We start from the raw sequence: 26,594 nt of genomic DNA, 5'->3' as shown, positions 1-26,594 counted from the left end.
ACCTTATAAATTGAGTAAACGTTTTGGCACGAGGCGTTTTTTATCAGTGATCTCGGCTAAACCTAAGCAACGCTCTCCATTAAAGACTAAGACTTCAGCGGCAGCTTCATGTTCAATATTACTTTCTTGCCCATTACCAAAATATTTTTCCCGCCCTTCTGGCAATTGAACGCGTGGGAAATGTTCGACTGGTGCATATGCTGCAAGCAATAAAGCATCTCGCTCTGCCAGCGAAAGACTTTCTAAATACTCAATGGTATAACTTGGGTTAATTTCAAAATGACCTGTTTGAGTACGATGTAATTTGGTGAGATGTCCACCACAACCCAAAGCTTCGCCAATATCCTCGCCTAAGACTCGAATGTAAGTCCCTTTAGAACAAGTCACATCTAGCATCAAACTGTCTTCAGTAAAATCAATGAGTTTTAACTCATAAATCGTCACTGGACGCGCTTCACGCTCGATTTCAATCCCTTGACGTGCCAATTCATACAAAGGACGACCGTCACGTTTCAATGCTGAATACATCGGTGGTACTTGCTGAATATCGCCACGAAACTGTGCTAAAACCTGTTCAATGCGCTCTGTCGTCAAAATAGGGACATCTCTCTGCTGGAGAATTTCACCCTCAACATCACCTGTAGCAGTGGTTTGTCCAAGTTTGACTGTTGTTTGATAACGCTTAGTCGAATCTAATAAATAATGCGAGAACTTGGTCGCCTCTCCTAAACAAATGGGCAATAAACCTGTTGCTAATGGATCTAATGCACCTGTATGCCCCGCTTTTTGCGCATTGAACAAGCGACGTACTTTTTGCAGTGCAGAATTAGAACTTAAACCTAAGGGTTTATTTAATAAGAAAACACCACTCAGATGGCGATAAGCACTTTTTTTCATAAATGAAAAGTCAAACCAGAAAGGCTTATTTTATCAAAACTATTCATCGGATTTTCAAAAATTAAGCGCTCAAAAAAACAACATTTATGATAAATTTATTTTCGTTTCCGAAATTAAAAGCACATGGATTATGCTTAATGAATAAAATTGGAAGAAAAACAATACTATTATGTAGTTTATTGATCATTTCAGCATTTATGCTGAGTTTGTTGTATTGGTTAGCTCCGAATAATCAGCAGCAACCACTCAACTCAACTGATCAATCTATCAGCACCATAGATCCATCAAACAATTCTAAAAATTCAAATAGCGTAAATAAACTTGATGCGCATTTTAATAGTGCAAGTCAGATGGACACCGAAATTGACTGCAAATTAGAATTCAATGCATCACAACATTTGATCGTGAATGAGCAGACTCGAAATTGTTTTGAGTATTTTATTTCTCAACATGGTGAACGAAACATTGATGAAATTCGCCATAACTTTCAGCTTTATATCGCCAAAGTTTTTCAAACATCGCAACAACAGCAAATCCTAGCCTTATGGTCACGTTATTTAGATTATCGCCAAGAGCTGAGTAAGTTACAGGGACAACAACCTGCACAAGAAAGTTATCAATACTTCCAAGCTATTTTTGACTCTATGCATGATTTAAAACAACGTTTCTTTTCAAATCCTGAAATTGAAGGCTTATTTGGAACTGAAGATGTTTATCAGCAATATACGCTTGATCGTATGCGAATTTTAGAAAACAACGCACTAGATGCCGCAGCGAAAGCCAAACAATTACAACAACGCTTTGAACAGTTGCCTCAAGATTGGCAAGACAATCTCAAAGATTTATCCAAACTCGACGATTTGCATGCATTAACGGCACAAATCAAAGCAAGACATGGTTCAGCTCAAGAACTACGTGATATGCGTGTTAGTTTGGTCGGTGAAGCCGCCACACAACGCTTAGAACAGCTTGACCAACAACGTTCTGACTGGAAACAGCGTGTGCAGTCTTATCTAGATGAACGTAAAACCATTGTCGATAGCAACATGAGCACTTCAGCCAAGGATCAAGCCATTCAACAGCTCAAACAACAACAGTTCCAGTCTACACAGGAACAGCAACGTCTACAAACATTTGAAACGGTTCATGACCAAGGAGGCACCTTACCTTTTAGCAACTAGGAACACGTAATACAAGACATTGAAATAATGCGATTTAGCAAGGATGCAATGTCAGTTCGCAAGAACATCAAGACCCTGATGAAAACAAAAATTGAGAGAAATATCATGCAAAAACTAATCCGCTGTCTTGCACTATCCATGATAGCAATGGGCGTATCAACAAGCTACGCATCAAACGCAACACAAGTTACAGGTACGGCCTCCTCTACTTATGCTAAAACCAAATACCCAATGGTTTTTGTACATGGAGTGGCAGGTTTTTCACGCGCAGGAAGTGATCCATTAGGCGTTGATTATTGGCATCAAATTCTTCCTGACCTTGCTCGTAATGGTGCAAATGTCTGGGCGACACGACTTTCACCTTTTAACTCAAATGAGGTTCGTGGTGAACAACTCGCGCAACAAGTTGAAGAAATTATTGCGATTACTGGACAACCTAAAGTTAATTTAATCGGTCATAGCCAAGGCGGTCCAACGATCCGTTACGTGGCTGGCATTATGCCAAATAAAGTTGCATCATTAACCAGTGTAAGTGGCACTCATAAGGGTTCACCTGTCGCTAGTTTAATTATGAATGTAGATGGTACTATCTTAGGTACAGCTGGCTCTGCCGTCGTGAACTTTTTCTCAGGAGCGATTACATGGTCACAAGGACTTGATCCAAAAAGCTATCCTCACGATGCTTTAGCCGCTGGACGTAGTATTTCGGTAGAAGGTTCAACCAAATTCAATACACGATTCCCAATGGGCGTACCAACTACAACATGTGGCGAAGGTGCATATCAGGATAAAGGAATTTATATGTATTCTTTCTCTGGCACACAAGCCTTAACCAATATCCTTGATCCACTCGATCCACTCTTTACTGCAACCAGTTTGATTGTCGACATTAAAGGAGATAATGATGGGATGGTGAGCCGTTGTAGTGCTAAATTTGGTCGAACAATCCGAGATAACCTACCATGGAATCATGCAGATGAAGTCAACCAAGTCCTAGGTTTGAAATCACTGTTTGCACCTGATCCAATTGATATTTATCGCCAACATGCCAACCGTTTAAAATTACAAGGACTATAAAATCCCTGTATATTTTTACTAAAGTTGGTCACAAAGAGATTTAGGTTTGTATTTTAAGCCTTGTCTTATAAGAAGACCAAAGCAATGCTTTGGTCTTACTTAGAACTCCGCCCCTCATTTTTTAATGAAATCGAACAAAGGCGCTACCATTGCGATATTTCATCATTTAATTCTCGGGGTTTTAATTAGATTATCTTTACAAACCCTGTGATTTTAGACGGTTAGCATGCTGACGGAATAAAGTCACAGGATCTGGTGCAAACAAACCTTTCAACCCAAACATCATATTGGCAAGATCGGTATGATTTAGGTTGTAATCATCACGCACTACTTGACCAATGTGGGTACTACACCGCGCCACCATCCCATCATTATCGTTATTACCATAAGCCAATGGACCAAGCTGCATTAAAATAGTATCTATATCCAATAGGTTGGTCGTTTGAGCCGTTCCTCCCCATGAATAATAATAAATTCCACGATCTACTTTGGCACCGCTCTTATTACAGTCATCTGCAAGCGCAGTTGTTGGGTAACGCTTATTAAAATTCGCAGATTCCACTTCAGTCAATGATTTCATGGATGCATCAAAATTAATAGGCATGCTCGGGTTTGCCTCAGCCCAAGTAATGAGAGGCCCAACGATATAATCCCCTAAAATATTAAAGAAAGTCCGTGTTCCCTGATTACTCTGTATCTTATCCGCCACTCGTGAACCACGATAAGTTCCTCCAACACCTGTAACAGATGCAACGTAATTAGGCTTCACTGCTGCCACATACTGAACCGTAGGACCACCATGCGAATGCCCAATAAGATTGACTTTATCCTTGCCTGTAATCGCGCGCACTTCTTCAACTTGTGCAATTAACTGTTCACCACGAAATGCCGTCGTGTTTGCGGGTGAAAGCTGTGCCGCAAAAACAGTTGAACCATTACGTGCAAGGTCAGGCAAAATTTGATACCAATAATCAATATTAAAGCTATCATTGCCAATTCTAGACCACCCCAACCAACCATGTACCATCACAATTGGATATTTAGTTTTGGCATAATCAGATTTAACCGTTTCTTGTATATGTAAAATACCAGAGGAGGCCTGTGATTGTGTTGCTAGCCCAATGCCTAGTGCAGAAATAAACATTGTAGATATGAGCATTTTTGTTTTTTTCAGTTTCATTGTAAGTTTTCCTTTACTTATTTAATGGATTGTATTGCTTACTCAGCAAATGGTAATTTCCCCCCTTGATCGTGAATGGTTTCAAAAGTTTGTAAGCGTAATTGTTCTTTTTGATCATTAAACTGTTGCGTCCGTAATTGGCTCACGGCACTTTGTTTTGCAGCATCACTCATCGAGCTATGTATAATACTTTCACGCGCAGCAAGATATTGATTAACACGTTGTTTCCAGTCCGAGCGCTGTTGGTCAAGTACTTCTAAACGTTGTGTCGCTTCTGTACCCACTAAATTTGTGCGCATTTCTCGCAATTCTTCGGCAGAGCCACCATGTGCTTTTATCTCTGCAGTAAGTTTGCGTAGTTCTTCAAGTTGATTCAGTTGTTGTAAATTTTCTTTCCAATCTTTGGGTAACTGATCAAACAAAGCTTTTAACTTTTCAGCTTTTTCTACAGCAGATAAATTCTTCTCTTCCAAAATATGCATACGATCAATCGTATATCTGTCATAAATATCTTGATGACCAAACAAACCTTGAATTTCACTATCAGAAAATGATTTCTTTCTCAAATCATTGGTTTTAGACAAGATTTCTTGATAATAACCGGCATCATCTATATTGGGGATAGGTAACTGTAACTGCCCCAGTTGTTCACGATATTGTAAGTAACGTGACCATAAATCAGAGAGCTGCGATAACATGGGCTCTTTATAACTGACTTTGATAAAGACCAAAAAGTCAGCCCTTATTTGATCTAAGCCCTTCTCACCATATTGGGTAATAAAGTACTCAAAACAATCTTTGGTTTGTTCATTTACAATTAAATGATTTGAATGATCTACTAATATTTGGCAATTTATCTGAATATCTTGCTGACTTTTACTTGAAAATGATTGTACTTCAGCATTTGACTGCCTAGCAGATATGAGTTGCTCAGAATTTTGAGCCATTAATTTATCATCTGGGAACAATTCATTCTTAATAGATGAGTTATGCGGTTTAAGCCAAAAAATAATTACTATAATAATCAGTATAATGAAGCAAACTACCATCCATGACATATTTTTCCATATTATTCTCATGCAGATCCTTTTCTATTATTTTTTGATCAAAAAATAATCTGACATAAATATTTTTTTTGCAAAGAAAAAATTTGTAAAAGTAGATAAATGGATTTTTATAGAATTTAACGTACTATTGATTTATTTTATCTTTCATAAAATAAATCAATAAATTATGAAAAATAAACCATCATCATGATCACAAATGAAATAGTCAAAACTAGAAGATCACTCATGTGAACTATACCGTTCAACATACAAAAATCCATTAACAGCATAAATTAACCGATTTTTTATCATAAAATACTTGAGATCAAATGGATCAACACGAAAAAATGAGCATAAAAAAATGCGCCAAATGGCGCATTTTTTTGCTTTTCAACAAAGTTAAAATTAACCTTGTTTACGAGCTGGTAACTTTTCACGAATACGTGCAGCTTTACCAGACAACTCGCGTAGGTAGTAAAGTTTAGCACGACGAACGTCACCACGACGTTTCACTTCGATTTTAGCAACGATTGGAGAGTGAGTTTGGAAAACACGCTCAACACCAACACCGCTAGAGATTTTACGAACTGTGAAAGCAGAGTTTAAACCACGGTTTTTCTTCGCGATTACAACACCTTCAAATGCCTGAAGACGCTCACGGTCACCCTCTTTTACTTTTACTTGAACGATAACAGTGTCACCAGGAGCAAAAGCAGGGATATCAGTTTTTAACTGTGCATTTTCAACAGCTTGAACTAAAGGATGTTTACCACTCATTGTGGAATCTCCAATATGTGCGGGAGAGAAGAGGTCTCAGACACCGCTGAGGATAGAGGCTAAAACGCATATCGCTCGTTTAACTTTCCCTTTAAAGCAAAATTACCCTAAAGAGCCTATTTTCAACTTAAACTCAGTTTAAGTAGTAACTCGAAGCAAAGCTTCTCGTCTGTTGCAAACACAAACTTTTAACAGTTTAGTCTTGCGAATCTTTTAGCCATTTTTTTTGCTGTTTGGTCAACTCTACTTTTTCCACCAACTCTGGTCGACGCTCTAAAGTTCGTTGATAACGCTGCAAAAAACGCCATTTCTCAATATTGGCATGATGTCCTGATTTAAGTACCTCAGGCACATCTAATCCTTCAAAATGGTCTGGCTTAGTATATTGTGGACAATCCAGTAAACCATCCACAAAAGAATCTTGTATCGCAGATTGCTCGTCAGACATGACATTTGGCAAACGGCGAATAATACTATCAAGCAATACCATGGCAGGAAGTTCACCGCCCGATAATACGTAATCACCAATTGACCATTCTTGGTCAACATAATGCTGGATTAAACGCTCATCGACGCCCTCATAACGCCCACACAATACAATCAAACCATCATAATCAACGAATTGTTGTACTGCCTGTTCATTTAAGGTTTTGCCTTGCGGTGACATATACACCACTGGGGCATGAACACAGCCTGCTTGTGTTGCAAGTTGTTTAGCATGGTTAATTGCTTTTGCCAAAGGCTCCGCCATCATCACCATACCAGGACCACCACCGAAAGGACGTTCATCCACTCGTTTGTAGTTGCCCTCAGCAAAATCTCGTGGGTTAATACAAGTGACTTGCACGATGTCACGCTTTGCCGCACGTCCGCTAATCCCGTACGCTGTAATCGCTTCAAACATTTCAGGAAACAATGTGATGACTGCAAAAAACACCGCAGACTCCTCTATTTTCCTGCTGCGCTACTTTCCCCAAAAGGATTAGTAGTCTACGCCCCAATTGACGTAAATACGACCAGCTTCAAGATCAACGCGTTGTACCACATCTTTATGCCAAGGAATCATTCGCTCTTCAGCATCAATGCTATCAGGTGTCGCTTTCACGACCATGACATCATTGGCACCTGTTTCAAACAGTTCATAGATTTGACCGAGATTAACTTCTTGCTCTTCATCATCAAGACCTAACACCGTTAAGCCTTTAAGATCAGACCAGTAGTACTCGTCTACATCTGCTTTTGGAAGCTGCGATTTGGCAATCCAGATATTCGCGCCAACTAGATTTTCTGCACCAGTACGATCATTCACGTCCTTTAATGCAACAACCAAGCCTTTGCCATGTGGTTTCCAACGTTTTACATCAATAGTTTGCCAACCTTCCTTGGTTTCAATATACCAAGGAAGGTAGTCAAACATATTGCTCATAGGTTCTGTATTAGAGTAAACCCAGAGCCACCCATTCAATCCATAAGCTGAACGTAACTGTCCAATCTGAATACGATCTTCTGGCACATTCTGTGTCGATGTCATGGGCTACCTACTACAATTATGCAGTAGTTGCAGCTTTTTTAGCTTGAGCAGCTAAAGAAGCAACGCGATCTGAAGGTTGAGCGCCTTGAGCAACCCAGTGTGCAAAACGGTCAGCATCTAAACGAACTTTTTCAGCTTTACCTTGCGCAGTCGGGTTAAAGAAACCGATACGCTCGATGAAACGACCATCACGTGCATTACGGCTATCAGTTACGATAATTTGATAGAATGGACGTTTTTTTGCACCACCGCGCGCTAAACGAATAACAACCATGATAAACAGCCTTATAATTTTTACGGATTATCCCTGCGCCGACCATCGGCAACACTTCAAACCCCTTTCATAGAGGGCGATATTCTACGTTATATTTGCTTTGAAAGAAAGATTAAATTTGGGGTTATCCACAGCTCTAAATTTAATTTTCAAATAGAGCCAGCTCATTTCCCATGAGACATTTGAACTTTATCACCCACTAAAAATGGATAAATGAAATAAAAATATGAATTAAAGAAGCAAGCTTGAAAAGCTTGCTTCTTGGAGAGGCTTACATTAATTTTTTAACGACCATCCCATGTTGATGTTGGCGAAAGACTACACGCAGTAGCACCTTTAGCCCAAAATCTCTGCCCCTGATCATTCAGGCAAATAACGCCATTACCAAATTGATTCGTACCACTTTTAGGTGTCGCAATTAGTAACCATGTTCTGACATTCGCATTTGATGCCGTTAAAGGGTTTCTATTTACATCCGTTAAAACAACATCATACAACGGCTTACCTGAAGGTATTGTAGATCGACCAAAAACATTCGAAACTGTTCGACCAGCATAATTATAATTCGCTAATTTATAATTAGACAAATTTCTAGCAATATCAATCATCTCTGTTTGAGCATTAGCACGCTGGGTACGAATCTGATATGAAGCATAAGAGGGATAGGCGATGGCAGTTAAAATTGCAATAATACTAACAACAACTATTAATTCAACTAGAGTAAAAGCTTGTTGATGTCTCATTACCAGTCCTCTTTTCCTGTTGATATAGTTCCACATTCTTCATAAGTTACATTCGCTTTTGTCTTATTTTTACATCGAATGCCTGTACTCGTCATCAGGAAATTATAATTTCTGATATCAGAAGCTTCTGCCCTCATCACCCAATCCCGCCCACGAATCGTTGCTTTTGGTGGTGTATTACCATCTACAGCTGTCAATAACTTCGTTGTATCATCAGCAGCACGAATAGTGATGGTATATTTTATTGCCGTTCCGGTCACACCTCTTGGCAGTGTAACTGATGTCATTGGACTACTTGCACTATATAAATAAGCAGGATCAAATCCGCGATAAGTAAAATTCTTTGCCTTATGGCGCGTTAATTGTTCTGCAATTTTTTGCATTTCTTGCTGAGCCATAGATGCATCTGCTCGTCGCACATACTCCTGATAACTAGGAATAGCAAGAGCCATAAAAATTGCGATCATGGCTAAAACCATCATCAATTCAATGAGCGTAAAACCTGTCGCAAGCTTCCCTTTGGAGAAGCGACTCTTAACTTGAGCAGCTCCTTCAATTTTTTGTAACCTATTGATTATTTCACCCATTTTTCATACCACCGAGTCGGGTTAATAATTGAATTACAGCCCCATTCACCAATACCTTTTATTGGTGCTGAAATTGTCTTACCTTTGCAAGAAGATGAAGCACCCGTTATCGGCACTAAAGCAACACCACGTATCCCTGTTCCAATTACATTGGCATTACATTCAGTCGCATCATCAGGACAGTTTTCTGTAGTTGTTTGGAACCCTGAATTTGTTTCCATCCCCCCCACTCCTCTATCCGCAGTCCCATCCAATTTTAAATAAACCCCAAATGGTAAACCATATATTTGGCGATCTGTTTCACCAACAACTCGAGGCAAACATGGATTTTGAGGCGCAATACCAGTTCCTTGTGGATCATAAACAGGTATCACAAGGTTCCCTGTAATTGCGAGTGGTTCTTCAAATGCCTTCATACCACCAGCGATTCGTCTTAAACCACTCGAAGTGGTTGAAACTTCAGTACCATCACTCTTACTTGAAAGCGAGCGATACCATCCATTCTTCGTTGCTGTTGCACCAACAAATACAGCAGGGATATTCCCAGATAATGTCTGCGGATCCTTCTGGAAGCTCGAAAGAGTTATATTTTGTGTAGATAATGACGGAGATCCAGTGATTAAATTAGTTTTAATAAAATCACGATCAATCACACCATAAACATTATTCACCAATCGGTCAGTAAGCGCATTTGTAGGCAACATACCATCACGACCAATTAGAGGATACACATCCAATGGTGTACTACGGTTGCCCGACGCAACACCAATTAACATAAATGTTGTAGCACCTTGATCATGAATCGTAATTGTAGGTGCCTCATAGAAACGTGGGTTCTTTCCGCCAGTTAAATCAGCACCTGTTGTTGTTGTTGCAAGATTAGCAAGACGAACGACACGTTTACCAAAATTAGCAGCCGTCGTATTTGATGTATTATTTAGATCTGCACGGAAAACTTGACCACCGAGATCGCCAAAGTATAAATGATCTACTAAACCATCATCATCCCGGTCAATAACACTAATACGACTCACAATACTATGTTTCATATTAGCATTTGTTATATCTGCACCTGATGAACTGCTTGCCCACCACAATTTCTCACCAGTCTTAGCATCAATAACATAAATCGCATTACCTTTAGCTTCAGTACGATTATCACAAGACGCATCTGGATAATCAGTTGGGACATTAACACCATTTACAGTGGTATATGACAACACTTTTCCAAACTCAAATTTTGGATTTTCATAGCATTGATCATAGCCACCACCAACAATCATGACGCGTCTAATTTTATTATTATAGCGAACATTAGCGAGAATCGGCTTAGACCACGATTGCCCCATACGTGAATAAGGAGACTGATCTGCACCTATTCTGAACAGGAATTTTGGTGCGCTAGGATCTAAAACATCTAGTCCATAATAACTACTTCCTCCCATTCGCAACCCGCCATAGACATTCATTTGGCGTGCTTTCACAAGACTACTTGCGCCAGCTGTTGCTGCTTTTTGAGCTGAATACGCAGCATCTGCAACCCATGCTGCATCAACACCATGTACTGGAGCATCCGCATCATCTTGACCTTTCACTAAAGCCTTTGAAGTGAGTGTTGTTCTCAACAACTCCGCAGGAACAAAAACCATTTGCTCCACACCAGTTTCACCATCAACTATATGCAAACCACCATCCATCGTTCCATATAAAACGGATTGACTTCGTGTGCTGGTTAACTTACCTGTTGAATCTAGTGTGCCTGAATAAGTCAATTGAATAGGATAAGAATGGATACTTCCACCCATCGCTAAATTTGGTGTATTCGGTGTAGTTAATGAAAGAGGTAAGGCCGTCGCAGTTTCATCTAAAGGGACACTATATCCCAAATAGTTTAAAAGCTTTTGCTTAATGAGTAACGGGAAATCTTTTAGACCAAGTTGTGTAGAAAACTTGCCTAAAACATATGTCGCCGAATTAGTACTTGGTATTGGTCCTTCAGGAATCCGTAACAAGCTCGCACCATTATTCGCGACTCCAGTCAAGGTACTGCCACCAGTTACAGCAACATCTGTAAATAATGTTCTTACCGCATCTGGCGTTGCAGTTAAAGCATATTCTTTTGGTGTCTTACTTAAGTTCTGAACTTGACCTAAAATAGGCATAGGTACACGTGAATATGCCCCACCTAGGTTAACAATACCACCATCATCATAACTCGTATTTCGGTAAACGCTTGCACTGTTCCAATTATCTTTGGTATTGGTATTAAAACCACCTTGGTTATTATAAACAAGGGCCGTTCCATTCACAGAAGTAAACGCACCAGCATTTGTACCCGTTAAAGCAACTTTATATTTTTTAAGGTTGCCAGACCAAACCACCTTATTACTTTGTGGATTAGGCTCTAATGCACGTAAATAACCATACGGTTGCAGACCTGAAGGATCCAAATCATCAATAGGAACAGAAATCGCACCTGTTGTTAATGGCTCTAAAGGCGCTGAACCTAAGTTATTAATAAAAGCAATAACACTATCTGTAATACCCGCAGCACTTTGTGTTGGGAAGAATCCACCATTACCATAACCTGGACTATTAACAGAATAAGTTCCTTGATCAGGTGAACAAGCATCATTACTTGTTCGATCAGCTTGAGTACGAGAACTCATTCGACAAGCATTTCGAGCATCACCAGCTCCACTACTTGCTGTCAAATTATTCATGACCGCACCGAAACCAACAAAAGCTGTCTGAATTGAAACACCTGCGGGGTTATTTGTGCCATCATATAATTTTTTGGCAAACTCGCCCATACAATCCCAAGCGGAATCACTACCTGTATTAGTCAAGCCCCCAGTACAACTAAAACCAGTACCATTATTCCCTAAAGCTTTTGACATCACTTGGGTTGCTTCTGATGTACTTGAACTATTCGCAGCACCATCCGATAAGAAATAAATACCTTGACCATCACAAGACACTCTGTCAGCTGATGCTGGTAATGGTGACTTATATATAGCATTCAAGTTCGATGCTGTTCGATCCATGACAATATCTGGATTCGAGGTTGTATCTCGACTCTTTGACTTCGGTATACCACTATTTGCATCAGCAGTAATTTGATACAATTGAGATTCATTTAGTCTAAAAATAATCGTTTGATCTGTATCTCGATTTGGATTTGAAATAGAGCTTGGGCTTGTTGAATCATAATCCGCACTCCATGGTTGATTAACCCATTCAGGATTCGAACTACTGGTTGTTCGTGTTGTATTACTTGGATCTCGATATGAGGTATTTGTAGATGTTCCCCAATTTGCACAACTTTGTGTATTTGTATTTCCAAATGTCGTTGCATTTAGGCTTTGGCATGTTGAAAATTGATACGTATATGTATAACGATAATATGTTCTACCACTTACCGTTACAGCAACTCGACTATAACGCCTAATTAATCGTTGTTTTTCAACAGCAATATCACGATATGTTTGGGTTTCAGAGTAGGTCGATGTTCCCATTAGATAAGCTGCTGCTTCAGCAAATGCATGTGCAGATGGTGTACCAGCACTTGCAACTAAGCCTGCCACTGCACTCTTTAATGCCGTTCGATGTGTAGAGCCAGGTGCTCCTAGCACCTTAGCTGCGACTAAAATCTCACCTGTTGAACCATCACCATTCGTTGTTCCTGAGTTATAACCTGAGAAATGCCCCAAACCCACACGAACATTATCTAATGTTGGATTATTACTATTTAAGAGGGTAAACATACCATCTTTCATACGTGTGAGTCGGTCATAACAACGGTAGTCACCACCAGACTGAACTTCACATCCTGAAGATGCGTCCTTAACTTTTGTATTTGTAGTACTTGCTGCTACCGGACAGTAATAACGTGTATACGATGGTGTCGTAGAGCTTGCTACTGAGGTCACAGTACAGGTACTACTGGTTAGACCATAATCATCATACAAACTATAACCAGCGCTAAGAGTACGCCCCATTGAACCGGAGGTATCCAACATCATAACAATGGTTTTTTTACCTGCTGTTGGCACAGCATAAATTTGTAAATCAGTGGCTTGAGCAACTGAAGAAGCGACTAGCATTGTTCCAGTAAATGCCCAAGCAAATGATACACCATATTGAATACGATGAATTTGATTTTGGGAATTTAACCTATTATTTAGTTTTTTCATTATCATTCTCCCATTTTCATTAAGGTGTTGGTATCGGCGCACTGACTTGCTCTGTAAATTGTTGCAGAAGCAGCTCTTGTACTTGCACATTTACCGGTATACCGTAACCAGATAAACACTCTGCCATGGTTCGTTTCCCAGCAACATCGTCATCAAGATTGTCATTGATATATCCAACGGATGTCGCCGAACCAATGCATTCTTCTTGTACAGTCGCCAAATCTTTTGTTGCATAGCTTGGTAAGATTGAAGTCGTGGTAATACGTACACGTGCATCATCACCCTTACTTTTCTGAACAAGTGATTGTTTACTCAAGTCCGAATTTCGCTCTAAGTGTGCACCAACCACGTTACCTTGTGAACTTGTGGGTATTCGTACAGCCACTTGGGTAACCACTGCCTCACGCGCACTTCCAAAATCTTTTTCTAAATCACAAAACCCACTACGATTTGATTGGGTCGAGTCAATCGTCGCTTTAGTATTAGGTAGGTCAGTTTTCTCAGGTGGAATCAATACGGTAACATCCAAGGTCGCCCCCATGCGCTGATCAGATGTTGGTCTGTAACAGAAAATATATTCTTTGCCTGGTGCATTAATATGTTCTGTAATTGCCGCGCCAATCGCAATATCAGCACTTCTTAAAGCATCATATGCAGAAACGTTTACAAATTGATTTGTCGGAGTATCACCCGTTTGCACCAATAACTGTGAAATTTGACTATTCGTTGCGATATTTAAAGATGTCATCGCAGTACGAATGGCAAAGATACCAATAACCGTAATGATTAATAATAAAATTAATACCACAATTAAAGTAGCACCTCGTTGTTGACGGTAACTTATTCTCATATTTTTTCTCCTAATCCATTTCGGAGCGCAACCGTTGTTGTATATACACGACGAGCGTATTTAGTATCCCTATTTACCAACTGAACACTTTGATTCAACATGTCTATGCGTTTTGTAAGATCAATGGATGAGTTTTTTGTATCATCTAAAGAACGAACTAATACTGCAAATTTCACCGAAACAATTCTTGGTGGCGCTGTAGCTGGAGTAGCAGCTCTTGCTGTTGTTGCAAGTTGACGATATTGATTAACCGTATAATAAGCTAGATTTCCTGTGGATGTTCGAGCACCTAACTGGAGCGTAAAATGATCTACACGGGGAATAATCATTTCTCCTGCATCTCCAAACCCAGTCAATGTTGTAGGTCTTGAGACAGCTGCCGTTCCTGCAGGGGTTGGTGTGTTTGCATCGCAGGCCAAACCGTAATCTGCTCCTGAAGTTGCCGTCGCAGGATCACGACGTAAAAAATAACGTTGGATAACATAATCATCAGCTTGTACATTTGCTCCTTCACAATTCATCATGTCATTTGGCGCAACAAATTGAATGGTTAATTGATCACTTTGCAAATCTACATTGGATAAACCTTGCCACTGATTTTGAATAGAGCTTACTGCCTCGCCAGTGCCAACACTATGCGTCAATAAACCCTGTGCAATAAAGGGTGCTGCTGCAGGAATTGGCAAATTCGTATTGCTTACTACTCCAGTATTTGCTGTAAGAACAATTCCCCCCCAAGGTGTTTGTTCATTTAATTCTGGATTATTAACATTGTCATAATTTGCCAATCGAATATCACGAACAATGTAATCTAATCCAAAGATTCCACTGTTTTGTAATTCGTCATTTGCCTGCTGCATACGTGAGGATAAAACACTACCTGTAAACAATTGTAACGCTGCCGCACTAATGAGTAGACCTAAAACCAAGGCAATCATCAATTCAATCAGGGTAAAACCTTGCTGCTTAGCGATTGGACTATTTTTTTTCGGAAGCTGATTCATTTTAATATGCCTCCATCATTAAACATTTAGAATTATTCACATATACACCTGTCGCCGACATACACTGACTAATATCCGCATTTGTACCAGTAACACTAAGTACCGTGTCCCCCCAAGCTGCAAAAAGACATTGCCGCTGAACAGGTGCTGTGGTGGTGCCTGGGCATGCCGTCATCGTAATATTCATACCCAATTCAAATGCTGTTTTAGCCGCAAAATAAGCATCATAGGTTGCTGCCTGTGCAGGAGTACAAATCACTGCAGGATTGAAACAAGATGTTGTTGGTGCAGTAGGTAGAGCTGTTATATTGGTATAATTACGCACAGCTGCTGGATAGTTCACTTGGCCAGTAGGGTTCGCCCGAATACCTTCTGCAAGGCTTCGTAAAACCAATACCCCCTGAGAACGAGTTAAAGCTTCACTTGAGGCATCTATTGCTCTGAATTGCAAAATACTATAGCCGAGTACACCAACAGCTAGTAATAGCAATGCAACTAAAACCTCTACGAGGCCAACGCCTTGCTGACTTTTTATACTTATCATGCGCATGCACCCGTATTTTTTGTTAGAGTTAAACCACCTAAACGAGCTACCGTTATCAACCGCTTATTTCCTGAAGCACAGAGTCTAAAATTGGTTACAGCTGCTACACTGCCTGTAGCATTAAATACAACAAAAGAAGCACTCGTCGACTCAATACTGACTTTAGAGTCAATATCAACCAAGAAAACACGACTGTTTAAAATTTTTGTTTGTCCATCTGTCTCTACAGCTGCAGCCGTATACGCGGTGGGAATAGCAGCTTGTGCACATTCTTCTTTAGTAACATCTGGATCTGTTGACAACCGACTTGGACATATTGCAACTGTTGTTCTTAATACCGCCGCTTGCGATCTCGCTTGGCTTAATGTAGCCATAAATTCACGTGTTGATGCATCAAGCTTTTGTCGTGTCAACATATCACCTAAAGGCGGCATAGCAAGCGTTGCTAAAATAGCAACAATCATTAATGTCACCATCAATTCTATTAAGGTGAATCCTCGACTGTTCCCCATCGTTCTACACCTAATTTATTAAAATTCCTTACTCTATATTAAATCTTATTTTTACAGAACCAATACAAAGCAGATAAGCACCATAAAAAAACGGATAGAGCGCACTCCATCCGTTTTAAGTTCACATTTTTCGATCAGAGTTAGGCTTGTATCACCTGAATCCGCAACTCTTTAGGCAAACTAAACGTGATATTTTCTTCTCGTCCGTCTAGCTCTTTAGGCGGTGTTGCACCCCAGTCTTGTAAGCGTTGAATCACCTGCTTAATCAAGATTTCTGGTGCAGATGCACCTGCTGTTACACCGATTTTATTTTCTTGTTTAAACCATTCTTTTTCGAGTTGATCCGCATTATCGACTAGATAAGCCGCTTTACCCATACGCTCTGCTAATTCACGCAAACGATTTGAATTCGATGAATTTGGAGAACCTACAACTAAAACCACATCACACTGTTCAGCTAAATCACGGACTGCATCTTGACGGTTTTGGGTAGCATAACAAATATCATCTTTTCTTGGCCCTTGAATCTTTGGGAACTTAGTTCTCAATGCATCAATAACCTTCGCTGTATCATCAATCGACAGTGTTGTTTGCGTCACAAATGCAACCTTCTCTGGATGTTCTACGATCAAAGCTTCAACATCTGCTTCATCTTCAACAAGATAAATCTTGCCGCCATTCAATTTATCATATTGCCCCATCGTACCTTCAACTTCAGGGTGCCCTTCATGTCCAATCAAAATTGCTTCAGTCCCCTCTCTTGCATATTTAGTTACCTCAATATGCACTTTGGTTACTAGAGGGCAAGTCGCATCAAAGACTTTTAGACCACGGCGATCCGCTTCTTGTTGTACTGCTTTAGACACGCCATGCGCACTAAAGATTACAATCGAATCATCAGGCACTTGATCAAGCTCATCTACAAAAACCGCGCCACGCTGACGTAGGTCATCAACAACAAACTTGTTATGGACCACTTCATGACGTACATAAATTGGCGGATTAAAACATTCTAGTGCCCGATTAACGATTGCTATAGCACGGTCAACACCAGCACAAAAGCCTCGTGGATTGGCCAACACAATTTCCATAACATCCTCTCTTATCACCTGAATATTTATGCCAAACTATTTCGTTTAATGGCACGCTACACTACAATAGCCAAGATATTTTATCATATCAGGAAAAATATCATGTCGGGTCTATTGTTTGTCGTTTCTGCGGCATCAGGAACGGGCAAAACATCTCTAGTTAAAGCCCTACTCGATCGAGTCAGCAATCTACATGTTTCTGTCTCACATACGACACGTGGTCAACGTTCTGGTGAGCTTGATGGTGTTCACTATCATTTTACCAACACCGAAACGTTTTTAGACCAAGTCGCACAAGGTGGTTTTATTGAATACGCAGAAGTATTTGGTAATTACTACGGCACATCTCAAGCCAAAGTACAAGAACAACTTCAACAAGGGCATGATGTACTGCTCGAAATTGACTGGCAGGGTGCTGATCAAGTTCGTCGACTTTTTCCTGAATCAAAACAAATTTTTATCTTGCCACCAACGCAATATGATTTAAGACAACGATTATCAAATCGTGGTACAGATTCAGTTGAAGTGATTGAACATCGTTTAAGCTGTGCTGTGGAAGACATGCGTCATTTCGCAAACTTTGATTACATTATTATTAATGATGATTTCAACAAAGCTGTACATGAATTAGAAGCGATTATCACCGCAAATCGCTTAGTTACCCTACAGCAAAGCACTCGTCATCAGCAGCTTATTGAAAACTTAATTACTCTACATCGTGAATAACTTGAGTCTTGCAGAAAAGCCTTTTATACTATTTAGTCTTTCAAATGTGATGCTCAAACGAGATAACTTATGGCACGTGTAACCGTTGAAGATTGTTTAGACCATGTAGATAACCGTTTTGAGTTGGTACTGGTAGCGAGTAAACGTGCACGTCAATTAGCACGTCAAGGTATGGAACCAACTGTAGAATGGGACAATGATAAACCAACAGTCGTTTCATTACGTGAAATTGCGGCAGGTCATGTCACTAAAGAAATTTTAAAACAACGTGATCAAGATTACCAAACTTCGAATCTTGACATGGTATTGTCTACAAACTCATTAAATTTAGAAGGTTTTTCTTTCTAAATTGAATTTGCTTTGTGCAAAAGCCCATTGTGAAGACACTGGGCTTTTTTGTTTGTTGAAAAATCAGCGCTATATTGGTAAAAACAATATGTTTCATTGAAAAAATTTACGAGTTTTTCCAATGAAAAAATTGACAAGTTTCACAATATGCTTTTCATTAGAAGCTAATCTTATCTATTACTGAATTCATGTTCTAAAAGGTGTTTTATGCCAGGCGAAGAGGTCAGCCAAGCCAAGCAACAACTCAAAGTCATTATTGAAGCCTATCTCAAAGATAGTGATATTCAACATGTACTTGCTGCCTGTGATTTTGCTGATTTAGCACATAGTGGTATCACGCGTAAAAGTGGTGAACCTTATGTTCTTCACCCAATTGCAGTCAGTTGTATTCTGGCGCACATGCGTTTAGATGCCGACACACTTATGGCAGCTTTATTACACGATGTCATTGAAGATACTGAATTTACCAAAGATGAAATCGGAGAAAAGTTTGGGGTAGTCGTTGCTGAACTGGTTGATGGCGTCACCAAACTCAGCCACTCTAGCGATAAAGAATATAACAAAGCTGCATCATTCCGAAAAATTCTACAAGCAACTCTACAAGATCCGCGTGTCATTATTATTAAACTCGCAGATCGCTATCATAATATGACCACATTAGGCGCGCTTCGCCCAGATAAACGCGCACGGATTGCTCAAGAAACCTTTGATATTTTTGTACCGATGGCACGTCTTGTTGGCATGAATGAGATGGCAGATAACTTAGAACATTTATGTTATCAAAATCTTGATTTAGATATGTTTAATGATGTGCAAACTGCACTCTTAGAAACCAAACCTAAACGCTGTGAGTATCAAGCTGTTTGGGAGCAAAAACTATCAGAACTCTTAAAAAAATATAGCTTACAAGGTCGCATTAAAAAGAAAAATAACAATATCGAATTACTTCGTCACTTTGTAAAAAATGAAATCGACCTAAATGAACTCAGCCATAGCCATGCTTTTGAAATCATCTTACAAAGCATTGCGGATTGTGATCGTCTAGTGGAAGCACTCAAAGATAATTTCCAAGTCTTACAATATCACGATCATATTCGTCGCCCCCTTCCGGGTGGCAATCAATCCTTAATGATCAAGCTTAAAGGCGAAAAAACGACATTATCTTTAACCATCCAAACCGAACTTATGCGTAAAGCTGCACGTTTTGGTGTGGTACTTGGGGAAAATGCCCCTCAAGCATGTCGCTCAGCGATTCAGGCTTCGATGCAGAACTTAAATACACTGATTGATAGTGACTGCGCAAAAACCACTTTTAGTGACTTACTGGATTATTTGCACCAAGAAAAAGTTTGGGTATATACACCACATGGTCAATTACATGAACTTCCTCAGGGCGCAACGGTTGTTGATTTTGCTTACTCAGCCAGTCTATTTCTAGGCAACCATGCCGTTGGTGCAAAAGTTGATGGTGAAATTCGCCCATTATCGACCCCCTTACATAGTGGGCAAGTGGTTGAAATCATCACTGACGTTTTAGCCACTCCAAACCCTGATTGGCTCAGTTTCATTAACACCCAAAAAGCGCGTCGTGCATTACAGAATTTGCTGAGAGAGCAAGATATTGATGAACAACGCCTCGTTGGACAACAAGCGCTCAATCGTGCCTTAAAACTATTCCATCGTTCCGTTGATGATCTTTCAGCAGCAGATTGGATTAGTGTTCTCGAATGGCGACATTTAAGTAGTAAAGATACGCTTTTTGAACAAATCGCTGTTGGTGATTTACTACCACAATTGGTCGCCAATCACTTATTCGCACAAGATTACCACTCTCAGCACCATGAAGTTTCTGATCGTTTAATTTTGGGTACTGACGGTGTAGATGTAAAATATGCCCACTGTTGTAACCCTGTACTAGGCGACCCTATTCAAGGGCATCTATCTCGACGAGGCTTAATCGTACATCGCTCACGCTGTCGCAACTTATTGCATGAACAACATCTTCATCCTGAAAATATTATGCCTTTACACTGGCAATCTGAAGAAATTGATGATGTTCGCTTTAGTGCATTCCTTTGCGTCCATATGGCAATGAGTGACGAACAGATCTCAGACTTAATTTACCAATGTCGAAAAGCAAAAACAGGCGTAGAAATGGTCCATTCGCAAGATCAAAAAACCTATGTCAATATTGTGGTCAGTAATCGTAATCAAATTGCCCAAATTATTCGTGATTTACGTATGCACTTTGGTTTCCCTCGCATTGAGCGTTTAAATATGCCAACAAACCAACCTGAGGTTGCCAAAGTCAGCTGACAGCTTAATCAGGCATTTTTCACTCAAGCTCCGATTTGGAAAATTCCATAAAAATAAAATATCAAGAATCATTCTAAACAATAGCGACTAAACAGTATTCAGCCGTTTCGTGGTTAAATTTTTGTGTTAAAGTCGCATTGTTTAAGATAGAAACAATGACATAGGAGAGCTTAATGTCACGTCAAGTTATTCATACTGAACACGCCCCTGCTGCTATCGGAACATATTCTCAAGCAATTCTTGTTGGCAACACGCTCTACCTTTCAGGTCAGATTGGTTTAGACCCATATAGTATGGAACTTGTAGAAGGCATTGAGGCTCAGATTCGTCGTGTATTCGATAATCTTAAAGCGGTATGTACGGCTGCGGGTGGTAGCTTAGCAGACATCGCTAAATTGAATATCTTTCTTACAGATCTATCTCATTTCCAATTGGTTAATCAAATCATGGGCGAATATTTTGCTCAACCTTACCCTGCTCGAGCAGCCTTAGGTGTAGCAAGCCTACCTAAAGGTGCTTTAGTTGAAATGGATGGAATTGTTATCATTCCAGCATAAAATTAAAACCATACTTATCAAATAGATAAATATTTTAAAAAATACTACCGATAAGGTGGTATTTTTTTATTCAAATTCTCAATAAGAATACATTCATTATTAGAATGAAATTCATTGACAAACGATAATAATTATCAATAATATCAATTATCGCATTAATATTTGTGGATCACTCCCATGTATGTTTGTTTATGCCGTGGAATCACAGATCAAGATATCAAAGACGCTGTTGCAAACGGCGCTGAAAGCTATCGTGAAATTCGTGATTTACTCGACTTAGGCACTTGCTGTGGTCGCTGTGCACCTGAAGCACGTTCAATTATTAGCGATGAGTTAGCAGAAATTGCCGCTCGTATTTCTGTTGCTGCCTGATCCCTCCAAATTTATAACATCTATCTATATCTTTAATTTTCAGTTTACGACTCCGCCGCTTCTTGTAGAACTTTAACCATTCCTCAGATAAGCGGTTTTTTTAATAAATCATACCCACTGATTCAACCTCAAACTCTCTTCGTATTTTGATTGTGATTTTCATTTGCCGTTCTATAATTTACTCGCCATATCACGATTTGTTGATTAAAATCATATAAATTGCCTTAGCAACTAGGGCATCACGTGGTGTTTATGGAGTAAGTGCAATGAAAGGCAATCGAGAAGTTATTAATCAACTGAATCAGGTGCTTTATCACCATTTAACCGCAATTAACCAATATTTTTTACACTCGCGTATGTTTAACGACTGGGGAATTGAACAACTTGGTTCTGCTGAATATAAAGAATCGATTCGCCAAATGAAGCATGCGGATAAAGTGATTGAGCGTATTTTATTTCTAGAAGGCTTACCCAATTTACAGCATCTAGGCAAACTATATATTGGACAACATACAGTTGAAGTTTTGAACTGTGATATCCGTAAAGTAAAAGAAAATATCGAAGCAATCAAACAAGCTGTTGAACTCGCAGAAGCAGAGCAAGACTACGTTACTCGCGATTTAGTACAAGAAATTCTAGAGAAAGAAGAAGAATATTGGGACTGGCTCGACACACAACTCGATCTAGTTGAAAATGTTGGTATTGAAAACTATATTCAGAGCCAAATCTAAACGCATACATCTCAATTTTAGCCATTAAGCTCCCGACTGCAACTTTTCAGAAAGTCCAAGTCGAGAGCTTTTTCTTAGGGCTTTATCTGATTATTTAATTCAATAATTTCTGCCAAACTTATTTTTTGCTTATACAATTGTTGCAATACAAATAACTGCTGCTCCGCCTCTACAAGTTTATGATTATAAGCAAGTAATTGTGCATATTTTTTTAGATTATAAGGCGTTGCCTTATTCTTAACCATTTCCCCAAGTTGCAGTAAGTCTGAATCCGACATGGCTGTTTGAGGCTTCAAAGCGATCCAATCTAGTCGCTGTTGAAACTGCGTTAGCACCAAAATTCTAGAACTACCGAGTATTTGTTCCGAAACTGGTTTTTGCTTCAAGACCAACCGACTATTATCTTGAAAAAGTTTGTAATCTCGCCAAACTACAAGCAATACCACAATACTCATTAACCAAACACAACGAATCACATTTCGGTGTAATGTAAGTCCTTTTAGATTTGGAGTCTGCGCTTGAATCAAGCCAAATAGAACCCCCATTGGTAAAAGGAAATAAGCATACCGCTGCGGAAATTCCAACATTGCATGAATCAAGATAGCACTCACCATTAAGATCGCAATAATTGAAATCGTATCTTTTGCATTTTTGTTTAACCAGAATAACCAAGCAGTAAAATAAACAATAATTAAAGAACCTAATGGCAGACCATTCCACACAAGCAGATCCAACACAATATTATGTGAACTGTTAAACCAAACTTGCACCGTATTGAAATGAATACTCTCCACAACAGCAATACTGGTTTGATTCCACCCATAACCAAACCAAGGGCGTTCAACAATTGCATGTAGAATCTGCATCCACATCCCAAGACGCTCATGCCCAGACCCTGCACGTTCAGCTAACGAAGCGGTATGCGTGACAGCCTCTCCTACATTCGTCGTCATCAATTGTGCGATGGCAGGCAACAAAAACGCTGCAATCAAAAAATAAGCTGCTGACCAAAATAATAACTGAATAAAATTAAGCCTTGGTTTGTTCTTATACTGTTTACAAAGCCAATAAACGCAAATAAAAATACAGACTAACCATGAGGTACGTGATTGGGTTAAACAAATTGCAAATAAGATGAGTACGCTTGAAGGCACGAGGAGCCACAATGACACCTTGTTTTTTTCATATAAATACAATGCACCCATTAATCCCATAATCAGAAATGTAGCTAAGTTATTAGGTTGACCGAAATTAGCATAGGGTCTATTGCCCTTTAATTGCATCACCCAACTCAAACCTGATTCAAGGTTTAACCATTGTACAATCGCAAGCAGACTACTTATTAAAGCAATACTTAATAATAAGATGCTCAATCCCTGCATGAGTCGCTCGCGCTGTTCAGATATAGAAGACAAGCTATATCCACACACCATCATTAACCAAAACATAAACATGTATGAAAAACTTAGGAATGCGACACTAAAATCCGTGATAAGTCCAAAAAACCATTGAAATAATGGAATTGCAAGGACGGGTAGCATCAAAAGTTGTGGTTTAGGAATTCTAATCTCTTGCTTTAAAGACACGCCAAAGAAAGCCAGAGCAGCCCCAAAACTCGCTATCTCACTTGAGAATGTCACCCAAGGATAGGTATGGAATGGCGATAGCCAAGCGGAGCTGATCAACAAAGCCACAATGACACTACATAAAATTTGCATATTCATATAAAAAAAAAGAGCTCGATCTGATTATACATCGAAGCTCTTTTAAACAAATTCTAATAATTAGTTAACTTGAATTGATTTTACTTCCATGGACGCAAGTCTACAATCTTTACTACCTGTCCTGTTTTTTTGTCAATCAAAACCGTCATATCAACAGCATTTGCTTTGAGAGGTACAAAACCTGAAGCTTGCGGGTACTTGGCTAATATTTTTTGCACTATCGCCTTGTCATTAAACTGGTATAATAAATTCAAATCTAAAGTGCGTTTTTGAATTTGCCGTTTTACTTTCAATAAGTCAACATAACGCTCAGGACGCTGTGATATTTCCACCCCACCTAAAATCTCATCAAACATATCTTGACTACGCCTCTTTGAATCTTTTGCAAACTCTATAGCAACAAAATTTGGCTTTAACCAAGAAACTTGTTGATATTGTCTCTGCGCTTGTTGAATATTTTTGGTATAAATTTCATTATTTCTAACAAGCTCAAAACGATTCACACTATATACAATCCATGTTGGACGCCCCTGAGCAATGTGGTATATACCGAAACATAGAGCAGAGATTTGAATTAAAATAATTATGGTTAAATCAAATATTAGAGTCTTCTTTCCTTCCTTATAAACAAGCCATGTAAGTAATGGTCCTAGAATTATATCCACTCCTACCACCATCAAGAAAATTCGAGTCACGCCTGTAGCTTTTCCTAATGGGTATGGGTACCACATAAAAAAAACAACAGCCATAATAAAGCTAGCAACCAGTAAGGATAACAATAAATGCCTTAATGCAAATTTTTTTCTTGGTGTCATATCACTTTAAATCAATAAAAGTTTTGCGTATTATCTACAAACTGAAGGAGCATATCTAGGCTGTAGAGTTCCTAAAGTTGCACCAGTCATACCATGATTAATTGCTGAGTACTGTGTTTTAGAAGAACATGCCCAATCAACAACACCACTTTGACCATCAGTTAATGCATTCTGAAGAGATTTAATCGTTGTAGCATCCACTCTTATAAAAGGACTAAGCACCAAAGTATTTTCAGCTGCCGCAACACCAATCATATTCGCCTTAAATGTAACTGTAATTTCTCCAGTGGCACTATTAACTAAAACAGAGTCCACATATTTACTGGTTGCTCCTTTATTCGCAGCTTGTTTATTCCACGAAGTTGTAACAATCATTAAATCATTATTGGAAATAATTGCTTCTGCAGCCATTGCCGATTTCGCACTATCAGCCAAACTCACCCCCTCGATCACACGAGTACGGATTGTGTAATCTTGATAAGCAGGAAGTGCTATAGCAGCCAAAATACCAATGATTGCCACAACTATCATTAACTCAATAAGCGTAAATCCTTTTTCCATCTCAATTATCCCATCATAATTTCACTTCACTCCTAAATTATATTCAAAAAACATACCACTATTTTTAATTATATAAATCAACATATTAGAATATAAATTATATAGAACAGGCCAAAATTTGTCATATATCTTCCATTTTACGTCATAATAATTAAAAAAAAAACAGCCCTAAGGCTGTTCTTTTTTAATCAAATATTAACGGCATTGAGAAGGTGCATATTTTGCTTGAACTGTACCAACTGCGGCACCAGTTAAACCTTGAGCTGTAGCTGTAGCATTAGTAGCTGATGCACAAGCCCAGTCTACAGAACCCGTACGACCTGCACCTAATGCAGATGCTAGAGTTTCAGCAGTAGCTTGAGATTGAACATAAGGGCTTAATATAAGTGTATTTTGAGCAGGAGCTACACCCACAGTTGTTGGGTTATAAGTTACTGTAATCACACCAGTAGTACGAACTGCTTGTACAGAGTTCACATATTTTGATTTTGCACCGATACCAACACCAACTTGATCATTCCAAGTATCTACAGCAACACCAAGATCCGTTAAAGTAGGGGCACCAGCAACTTGTTTTTGCAAGTCACCAGCAATTGTTAAACCTTCAGTAATACGAGTACGGATTGTATAGTCTTGGTATGCAGGAAGTGCAATCGCAGCCAAAATACCAATAATCGCTACAACGATCATTAATTCAATAAGAGTAAAACCTTTTTGCATTGATTTCATAACATTTCTCCAATGGTATAAATTTTTATAAGCCTTTTTTCAGCTACTTTGTATTTAGCATGTTCTATGCCAATCCTTAGCTTAGCCAATTTTAACTCAAAAAAACAGAGACTTAAAAGAATATTATTATTGGTGACAAATAACCCAATTATTCCAATATATGACAATATATGACAATAAACGTCACCTTTAACGACTAATTTTCAACTTTATCATCCATTAAAC

27 protein-coding genes are annotated in these 26,594 nt (G+C 39.1%); 8 read left to right on the top strand and 19 right to left on the bottom strand.

All coding sequences use genetic code 11. From position 1 onward, the window contains the following. Positions 1-3: 3 nt before the first annotated feature. The gene (gene truB, locus MMP60_RS01430; RefSeq protein ID WP_241334645.1) at positions 4-897 is read right to left on the bottom strand and encodes a tRNA pseudouridine(55) synthase TruB; all 894 of its coding nucleotides are present in this window, start codon (positions 895-897) and stop codon (positions 4-6) included. A 137-nt stretch (positions 898-1,034) separates the two neighbouring features. On the opposite strand from truB, the gene MMP60_RS01425 reads away from it, so the two are divergent. Continuing rightward, entirely contained in the window at positions 1,035-2,078 is a 1,044-nt protein-coding gene (locus tag MMP60_RS01425; protein WP_241334644.1) for a lipase secretion chaperone, read from the top strand. A 105-nt stretch (positions 2,079-2,183) separates the two neighbouring features. Continuing rightward, on the top strand, positions 2,184-3,155 hold the full coding sequence (locus MMP60_RS01420) for a triacylglycerol lipase (RefSeq protein WP_241334643.1): 972 nt from the start codon (positions 2,184-2,186) through the stop codon (positions 3,153-3,155). Between the two features lie 196 nt (positions 3,156-3,351). Here the strand turns inward: MMP60_RS01420 and MMP60_RS01415 are convergent, their stop codons facing one another. The 14 genes from MMP60_RS01415 to ispH all read right to left on the bottom strand — a co-directional run bounded on the left by MMP60_RS01415 (position 3,352) and on the right by ispH (position 17,490). Continuing rightward, positions 3,352-4,335, bottom strand: a complete 984-nt coding sequence (locus tag MMP60_RS01415) for a triacylglycerol lipase (RefSeq protein ID WP_241334642.1) — start codon at positions 4,333-4,335, stop codon at positions 3,352-3,354. Between the two features lie 38 nt (positions 4,336-4,373). Continuing rightward, complete coding sequence (locus MMP60_RS01410; protein WP_241334641.1) at positions 4,374-5,414, bottom strand: lipase secretion chaperone; 1,041 nt, start codon at positions 5,412-5,414, stop codon at positions 4,374-4,376. A 372-nt stretch (positions 5,415-5,786) separates the two neighbouring features. Then, complete coding sequence (gene rplS, locus MMP60_RS01405; protein ID WP_004660214.1) at positions 5,787-6,158, bottom strand: 50S ribosomal protein L19; 372 nt, start codon at positions 6,156-6,158, stop codon at positions 5,787-5,789. 196 nt (positions 6,159-6,354) lie between these two features. Then, complete coding sequence (gene trmD, locus MMP60_RS01400; protein ID WP_241334640.1) at positions 6,355-7,095, bottom strand: tRNA (guanosine(37)-N1)-methyltransferase TrmD; 741 nt, start codon at positions 7,093-7,095, stop codon at positions 6,355-6,357. A gap of 45 nt (positions 7,096-7,140) precedes the next feature. Further along, positions 7,141-7,689, bottom strand: a complete 549-nt coding sequence (gene rimM, locus MMP60_RS01395; RefSeq protein WP_241334639.1) for a ribosome maturation factor RimM — start codon at positions 7,687-7,689, stop codon at positions 7,141-7,143. 16 nt (positions 7,690-7,705) lie between these two features. Next, a complete protein-coding gene (rpsP, locus tag MMP60_RS01390; protein ID WP_004660208.1) occupies positions 7,706-7,963 on the bottom strand; it encodes a 30S ribosomal protein S16 in 258 nt (85 codons plus the stop codon). Between the two features lie 284 nt (positions 7,964-8,247). After that, the gene (locus MMP60_RS01385; RefSeq protein WP_241334638.1) at positions 8,248-8,706 is read right to left on the bottom strand and encodes a prepilin-type N-terminal cleavage/methylation domain-containing protein; all 459 of its coding nucleotides are present in this window, start codon (positions 8,704-8,706) and stop codon (positions 8,248-8,250) included. Then, positions 8,706-9,293, bottom strand: a complete 588-nt coding sequence (locus MMP60_RS01380) for a type IV pilin protein (protein ID WP_241334637.1) — start codon at positions 9,291-9,293, stop codon at positions 8,706-8,708. Before MMP60_RS01380 ends, MMP60_RS01385 begins: the two co-directional genes overlap by 1 nt. Next, entirely contained in the window at positions 9,281-13,489 is a 4,209-nt protein-coding gene (locus MMP60_RS01375) for a PilC/PilY family type IV pilus protein (protein WP_241334636.1), read from the bottom strand. Before MMP60_RS01375 ends, MMP60_RS01380 begins: the two co-directional genes overlap by 13 nt. Positions 13,490-13,508: 19 nt before the next feature. After that, the gene (locus MMP60_RS01370; protein WP_241334635.1) at positions 13,509-14,339 is read right to left on the bottom strand and encodes a PilX N-terminal domain-containing pilus assembly protein; all 831 of its coding nucleotides are present in this window, start codon (positions 14,337-14,339) and stop codon (positions 13,509-13,511) included. Next, the gene (locus MMP60_RS01365; protein WP_241334634.1) at positions 14,336-15,343 is read right to left on the bottom strand and encodes a PilW family protein; all 1,008 of its coding nucleotides are present in this window, start codon (positions 15,341-15,343) and stop codon (positions 14,336-14,338) included. Before MMP60_RS01365 ends, MMP60_RS01370 begins: the two co-directional genes overlap by 4 nt. 1 nt (position 15,344) lies before the next feature. Beyond that, positions 15,345-15,887, bottom strand: coding sequence for a type IV pilus modification protein PilV (gene pilV / locus MMP60_RS01360; RefSeq protein ID WP_241334633.1), 543 nt, complete (start codon positions 15,885-15,887; stop codon positions 15,345-15,347). After that, positions 15,884-16,399 (bottom strand): GspH/FimT family pseudopilin, encoded by a 516-nt coding sequence (locus MMP60_RS01355; RefSeq protein WP_241334632.1) that lies wholly within the window; start codon positions 16,397-16,399, stop codon positions 15,884-15,886. Before MMP60_RS01355 ends, pilV begins: the two co-directional genes overlap by 4 nt. 140 nt (positions 16,400-16,539) lie before the next feature. Beyond that, entirely contained in the window at positions 16,540-17,490 is a 951-nt protein-coding gene (gene ispH / locus MMP60_RS01350; RefSeq protein ID WP_241334631.1) for a 4-hydroxy-3-methylbut-2-enyl diphosphate reductase, read from the bottom strand. A gap of 102 nt (positions 17,491-17,592) precedes the next feature. Here ispH and gmk point away from each other — a divergent pair, with 102 nt between their 5' ends. From gmk to bfr, 6 genes are all read left to right on the top strand, one after another. Beyond that, positions 17,593-18,216 (top strand): guanylate kinase, encoded by a 624-nt coding sequence (gmk, locus tag MMP60_RS01345; protein WP_241334630.1) that lies wholly within the window; start codon positions 17,593-17,595, stop codon positions 18,214-18,216. A 69-nt stretch (positions 18,217-18,285) separates the two neighbouring features. Next, entirely contained in the window at positions 18,286-18,564 is a 279-nt protein-coding gene (gene rpoZ, locus MMP60_RS01340; protein WP_004660187.1) for a DNA-directed RNA polymerase subunit omega, read from the top strand. Between the two features lie 207 nt (positions 18,565-18,771). Next, entirely contained in the window at positions 18,772-20,880 is a 2,109-nt protein-coding gene (locus MMP60_RS01335; RefSeq protein ID WP_241334629.1) for an HD domain-containing protein, read from the top strand. Positions 20,881-21,053: 173 nt separating this feature from the next. Next, on the top strand, positions 21,054-21,437 hold the full coding sequence (locus MMP60_RS01330) for a RidA family protein (RefSeq protein WP_241334628.1): 384 nt from the start codon (positions 21,054-21,056) through the stop codon (positions 21,435-21,437). A 177-nt stretch (positions 21,438-21,614) separates the two neighbouring features. Further along, positions 21,615-21,809 (top strand): bacterioferritin-associated ferredoxin, encoded by a 195-nt coding sequence (locus MMP60_RS01325; protein WP_004660183.1) that lies wholly within the window; start codon positions 21,615-21,617, stop codon positions 21,807-21,809. 266 nt (positions 21,810-22,075) lie between these two features. Further along, entirely contained in the window at positions 22,076-22,540 is a 465-nt protein-coding gene (gene bfr / locus MMP60_RS01320; RefSeq protein WP_241334627.1) for a bacterioferritin, read from the top strand. Between the two features lie 74 nt (positions 22,541-22,614). On the opposite strand, the gene MMP60_RS01315 is transcribed toward bfr, so the two are convergent. The 4 genes from MMP60_RS01315 to MMP60_RS01300 form a co-directional block, all read right to left on the bottom strand. Next, complete coding sequence (locus tag MMP60_RS01315) at positions 22,615-24,258, bottom strand: O-antigen ligase family protein (protein WP_241334828.1); 1,644 nt, start codon at positions 24,256-24,258, stop codon at positions 22,615-22,617. Between the two features lie 86 nt (positions 24,259-24,344). After that, the gene (tfpZ, locus tag MMP60_RS01310) at positions 24,345-25,079 is read right to left on the bottom strand and encodes a TfpX/TfpZ family type IV pilin accessory protein (RefSeq protein ID WP_241334626.1); all 735 of its coding nucleotides are present in this window, start codon (positions 25,077-25,079) and stop codon (positions 24,345-24,347) included. Positions 25,080-25,109: 30 nt separating this feature from the next. Further along, positions 25,110-25,640 carry a pilin gene (locus MMP60_RS01305; RefSeq protein ID WP_277603644.1) on the bottom strand — a complete coding sequence of 177 codons (531 nt, stop codon included), beginning with the start codon at positions 25,638-25,640 and terminating at the stop codon, positions 25,110-25,112. 195 nt (positions 25,641-25,835) lie between these two features. Next, positions 25,836-26,369 carry a prepilin-type N-terminal cleavage/methylation domain-containing protein gene (locus MMP60_RS01300; protein WP_241334625.1) on the bottom strand — a complete coding sequence of 178 codons (534 nt, stop codon included), beginning with the start codon at positions 26,367-26,369 and terminating at the stop codon, positions 25,836-25,838. Between the last annotated feature and the right edge of the window lie 225 nt (positions 26,370-26,594).

Source organism: Acinetobacter sp. ANC 4805 (assembly GCF_022549495.1).
Classification (GTDB): Bacteria; Pseudomonadota; Gammaproteobacteria; order Pseudomonadales; family Moraxellaceae; genus Acinetobacter.
Note: the sequence above shows the minus strand (reverse complement) of the source record. Positions and strands in the feature narration are given on the sequence as shown.

What these genes read in the sequence shown, in the direction of transcription:
- truB (WP_241334645.1), bottom strand. Translation starts at nt 897, where the DNA reads ATGAAAAAAAGTGCTTATCGCCATCTGAGTGGTGTTTTCTTATTAAAT.
- MMP60_RS01425 (WP_241334644.1), top strand. Translation starts at nt 1,035, where the DNA reads ATGAATAAAATTGGAAGAAAAACAATACTATTATGTAGTTTATTGATC.
- MMP60_RS01420 (WP_241334643.1), top strand. Translation starts at nt 2,184, where the DNA reads ATGCAAAAACTAATCCGCTGTCTTGCACTATCCATGATAGCAATGGGC.
- MMP60_RS01415 (WP_241334642.1), bottom strand. Translation starts at nt 4,335, where the DNA reads ATGAAACTGAAAAAAACAAAAATGCTCATATCTACAATGTTTATTTCT.
- MMP60_RS01410 (WP_241334641.1), bottom strand. Translation starts at nt 5,414, where the DNA reads ATGAGAATAATATGGAAAAATATGTCATGGATGGTAGTTTGCTTCATT.
- rplS (WP_004660214.1), bottom strand. Translation starts at nt 6,158, where the DNA reads ATGAGTGGTAAACATCCTTTAGTTCAAGCTGTTGAAAATGCACAGTTA.
- rimM (WP_241334639.1), bottom strand. Translation starts at nt 7,689, where the DNA reads ATGACATCGACACAGAATGTGCCAGAAGATCGTATTCAGATTGGACAG.
- rpsP (WP_004660208.1), bottom strand. Translation starts at nt 7,963, where the DNA reads ATGGTTGTTATTCGTTTAGCGCGCGGTGGTGCAAAAAAACGTCCATTC.
- MMP60_RS01385 (WP_241334638.1), bottom strand. Translation starts at nt 8,706, where the DNA reads ATGAGACATCAACAAGCTTTTACTCTAGTTGAATTAATAGTTGTTGTT.
- MMP60_RS01380 (WP_241334637.1), bottom strand. Translation starts at nt 9,293, where the DNA reads ATGGGTGAAATAATCAATAGGTTACAAAAAATTGAAGGAGCTGCTCAA.
- MMP60_RS01375 (WP_241334636.1), bottom strand. Translation starts at nt 13,489, where the DNA reads ATGAAAAAACTAAATAATAGGTTAAATTCCCAAAATCAAATTCATCGT.
- MMP60_RS01370 (WP_241334635.1), bottom strand. Translation starts at nt 14,339, where the DNA reads ATGAGAATAAGTTACCGTCAACAACGAGGTGCTACTTTAATTGTGGTA.
- MMP60_RS01365 (WP_241334634.1), bottom strand. Translation starts at nt 15,343, where the DNA reads ATGAATCAGCTTCCGAAAAAAAATAGTCCAATCGCTAAGCAGCAAGGT.
- pilV (WP_241334633.1), bottom strand. Translation starts at nt 15,887, where the DNA reads ATGATAAGTATAAAAAGTCAGCAAGGCGTTGGCCTCGTAGAGGTTTTA.
- MMP60_RS01355 (WP_241334632.1), bottom strand. Translation starts at nt 16,399, where the DNA reads ATGGGGAACAGTCGAGGATTCACCTTAATAGAATTGATGGTGACATTA.
- ispH (WP_241334631.1), bottom strand. Translation starts at nt 17,490, where the DNA reads ATGGAAATTGTGTTGGCCAATCCACGAGGCTTTTGTGCTGGTGTTGAC.
- gmk (WP_241334630.1), top strand. Translation starts at nt 17,593, where the DNA reads ATGTCGGGTCTATTGTTTGTCGTTTCTGCGGCATCAGGAACGGGCAAA.
- rpoZ (WP_004660187.1), top strand. Translation starts at nt 18,286, where the DNA reads ATGGCACGTGTAACCGTTGAAGATTGTTTAGACCATGTAGATAACCGT.
- MMP60_RS01335 (WP_241334629.1), top strand. Translation starts at nt 18,772, where the DNA reads ATGCCAGGCGAAGAGGTCAGCCAAGCCAAGCAACAACTCAAAGTCATT.
- MMP60_RS01330 (WP_241334628.1), top strand. Translation starts at nt 21,054, where the DNA reads ATGTCACGTCAAGTTATTCATACTGAACACGCCCCTGCTGCTATCGGA.
- MMP60_RS01325 (WP_004660183.1), top strand. Translation starts at nt 21,615, where the DNA reads ATGTATGTTTGTTTATGCCGTGGAATCACAGATCAAGATATCAAAGAC.
- bfr (WP_241334627.1), top strand. Translation starts at nt 22,076, where the DNA reads ATGAAAGGCAATCGAGAAGTTATTAATCAACTGAATCAGGTGCTTTAT.
- MMP60_RS01315 (WP_241334828.1), bottom strand. Translation starts at nt 24,258, where the DNA reads ATGCAAATTTTATGTAGTGTCATTGTGGCTTTGTTGATCAGCTCCGCT.
- tfpZ (WP_241334626.1), bottom strand. Translation starts at nt 25,079, where the DNA reads ATGACACCAAGAAAAAAATTTGCATTAAGGCATTTATTGTTATCCTTA.
- MMP60_RS01305 (WP_277603644.1), bottom strand. Translation starts at nt 25,640, where the DNA reads ATGGAAAAAGGATTTACGCTTATTGAGTTAATGATAGTTGTGGCAATC.
- MMP60_RS01300 (WP_241334625.1), bottom strand. Translation starts at nt 26,369, where the DNA reads ATGAAATCAATGCAAAAAGGTTTTACTCTTATTGAATTAATGATCGTT.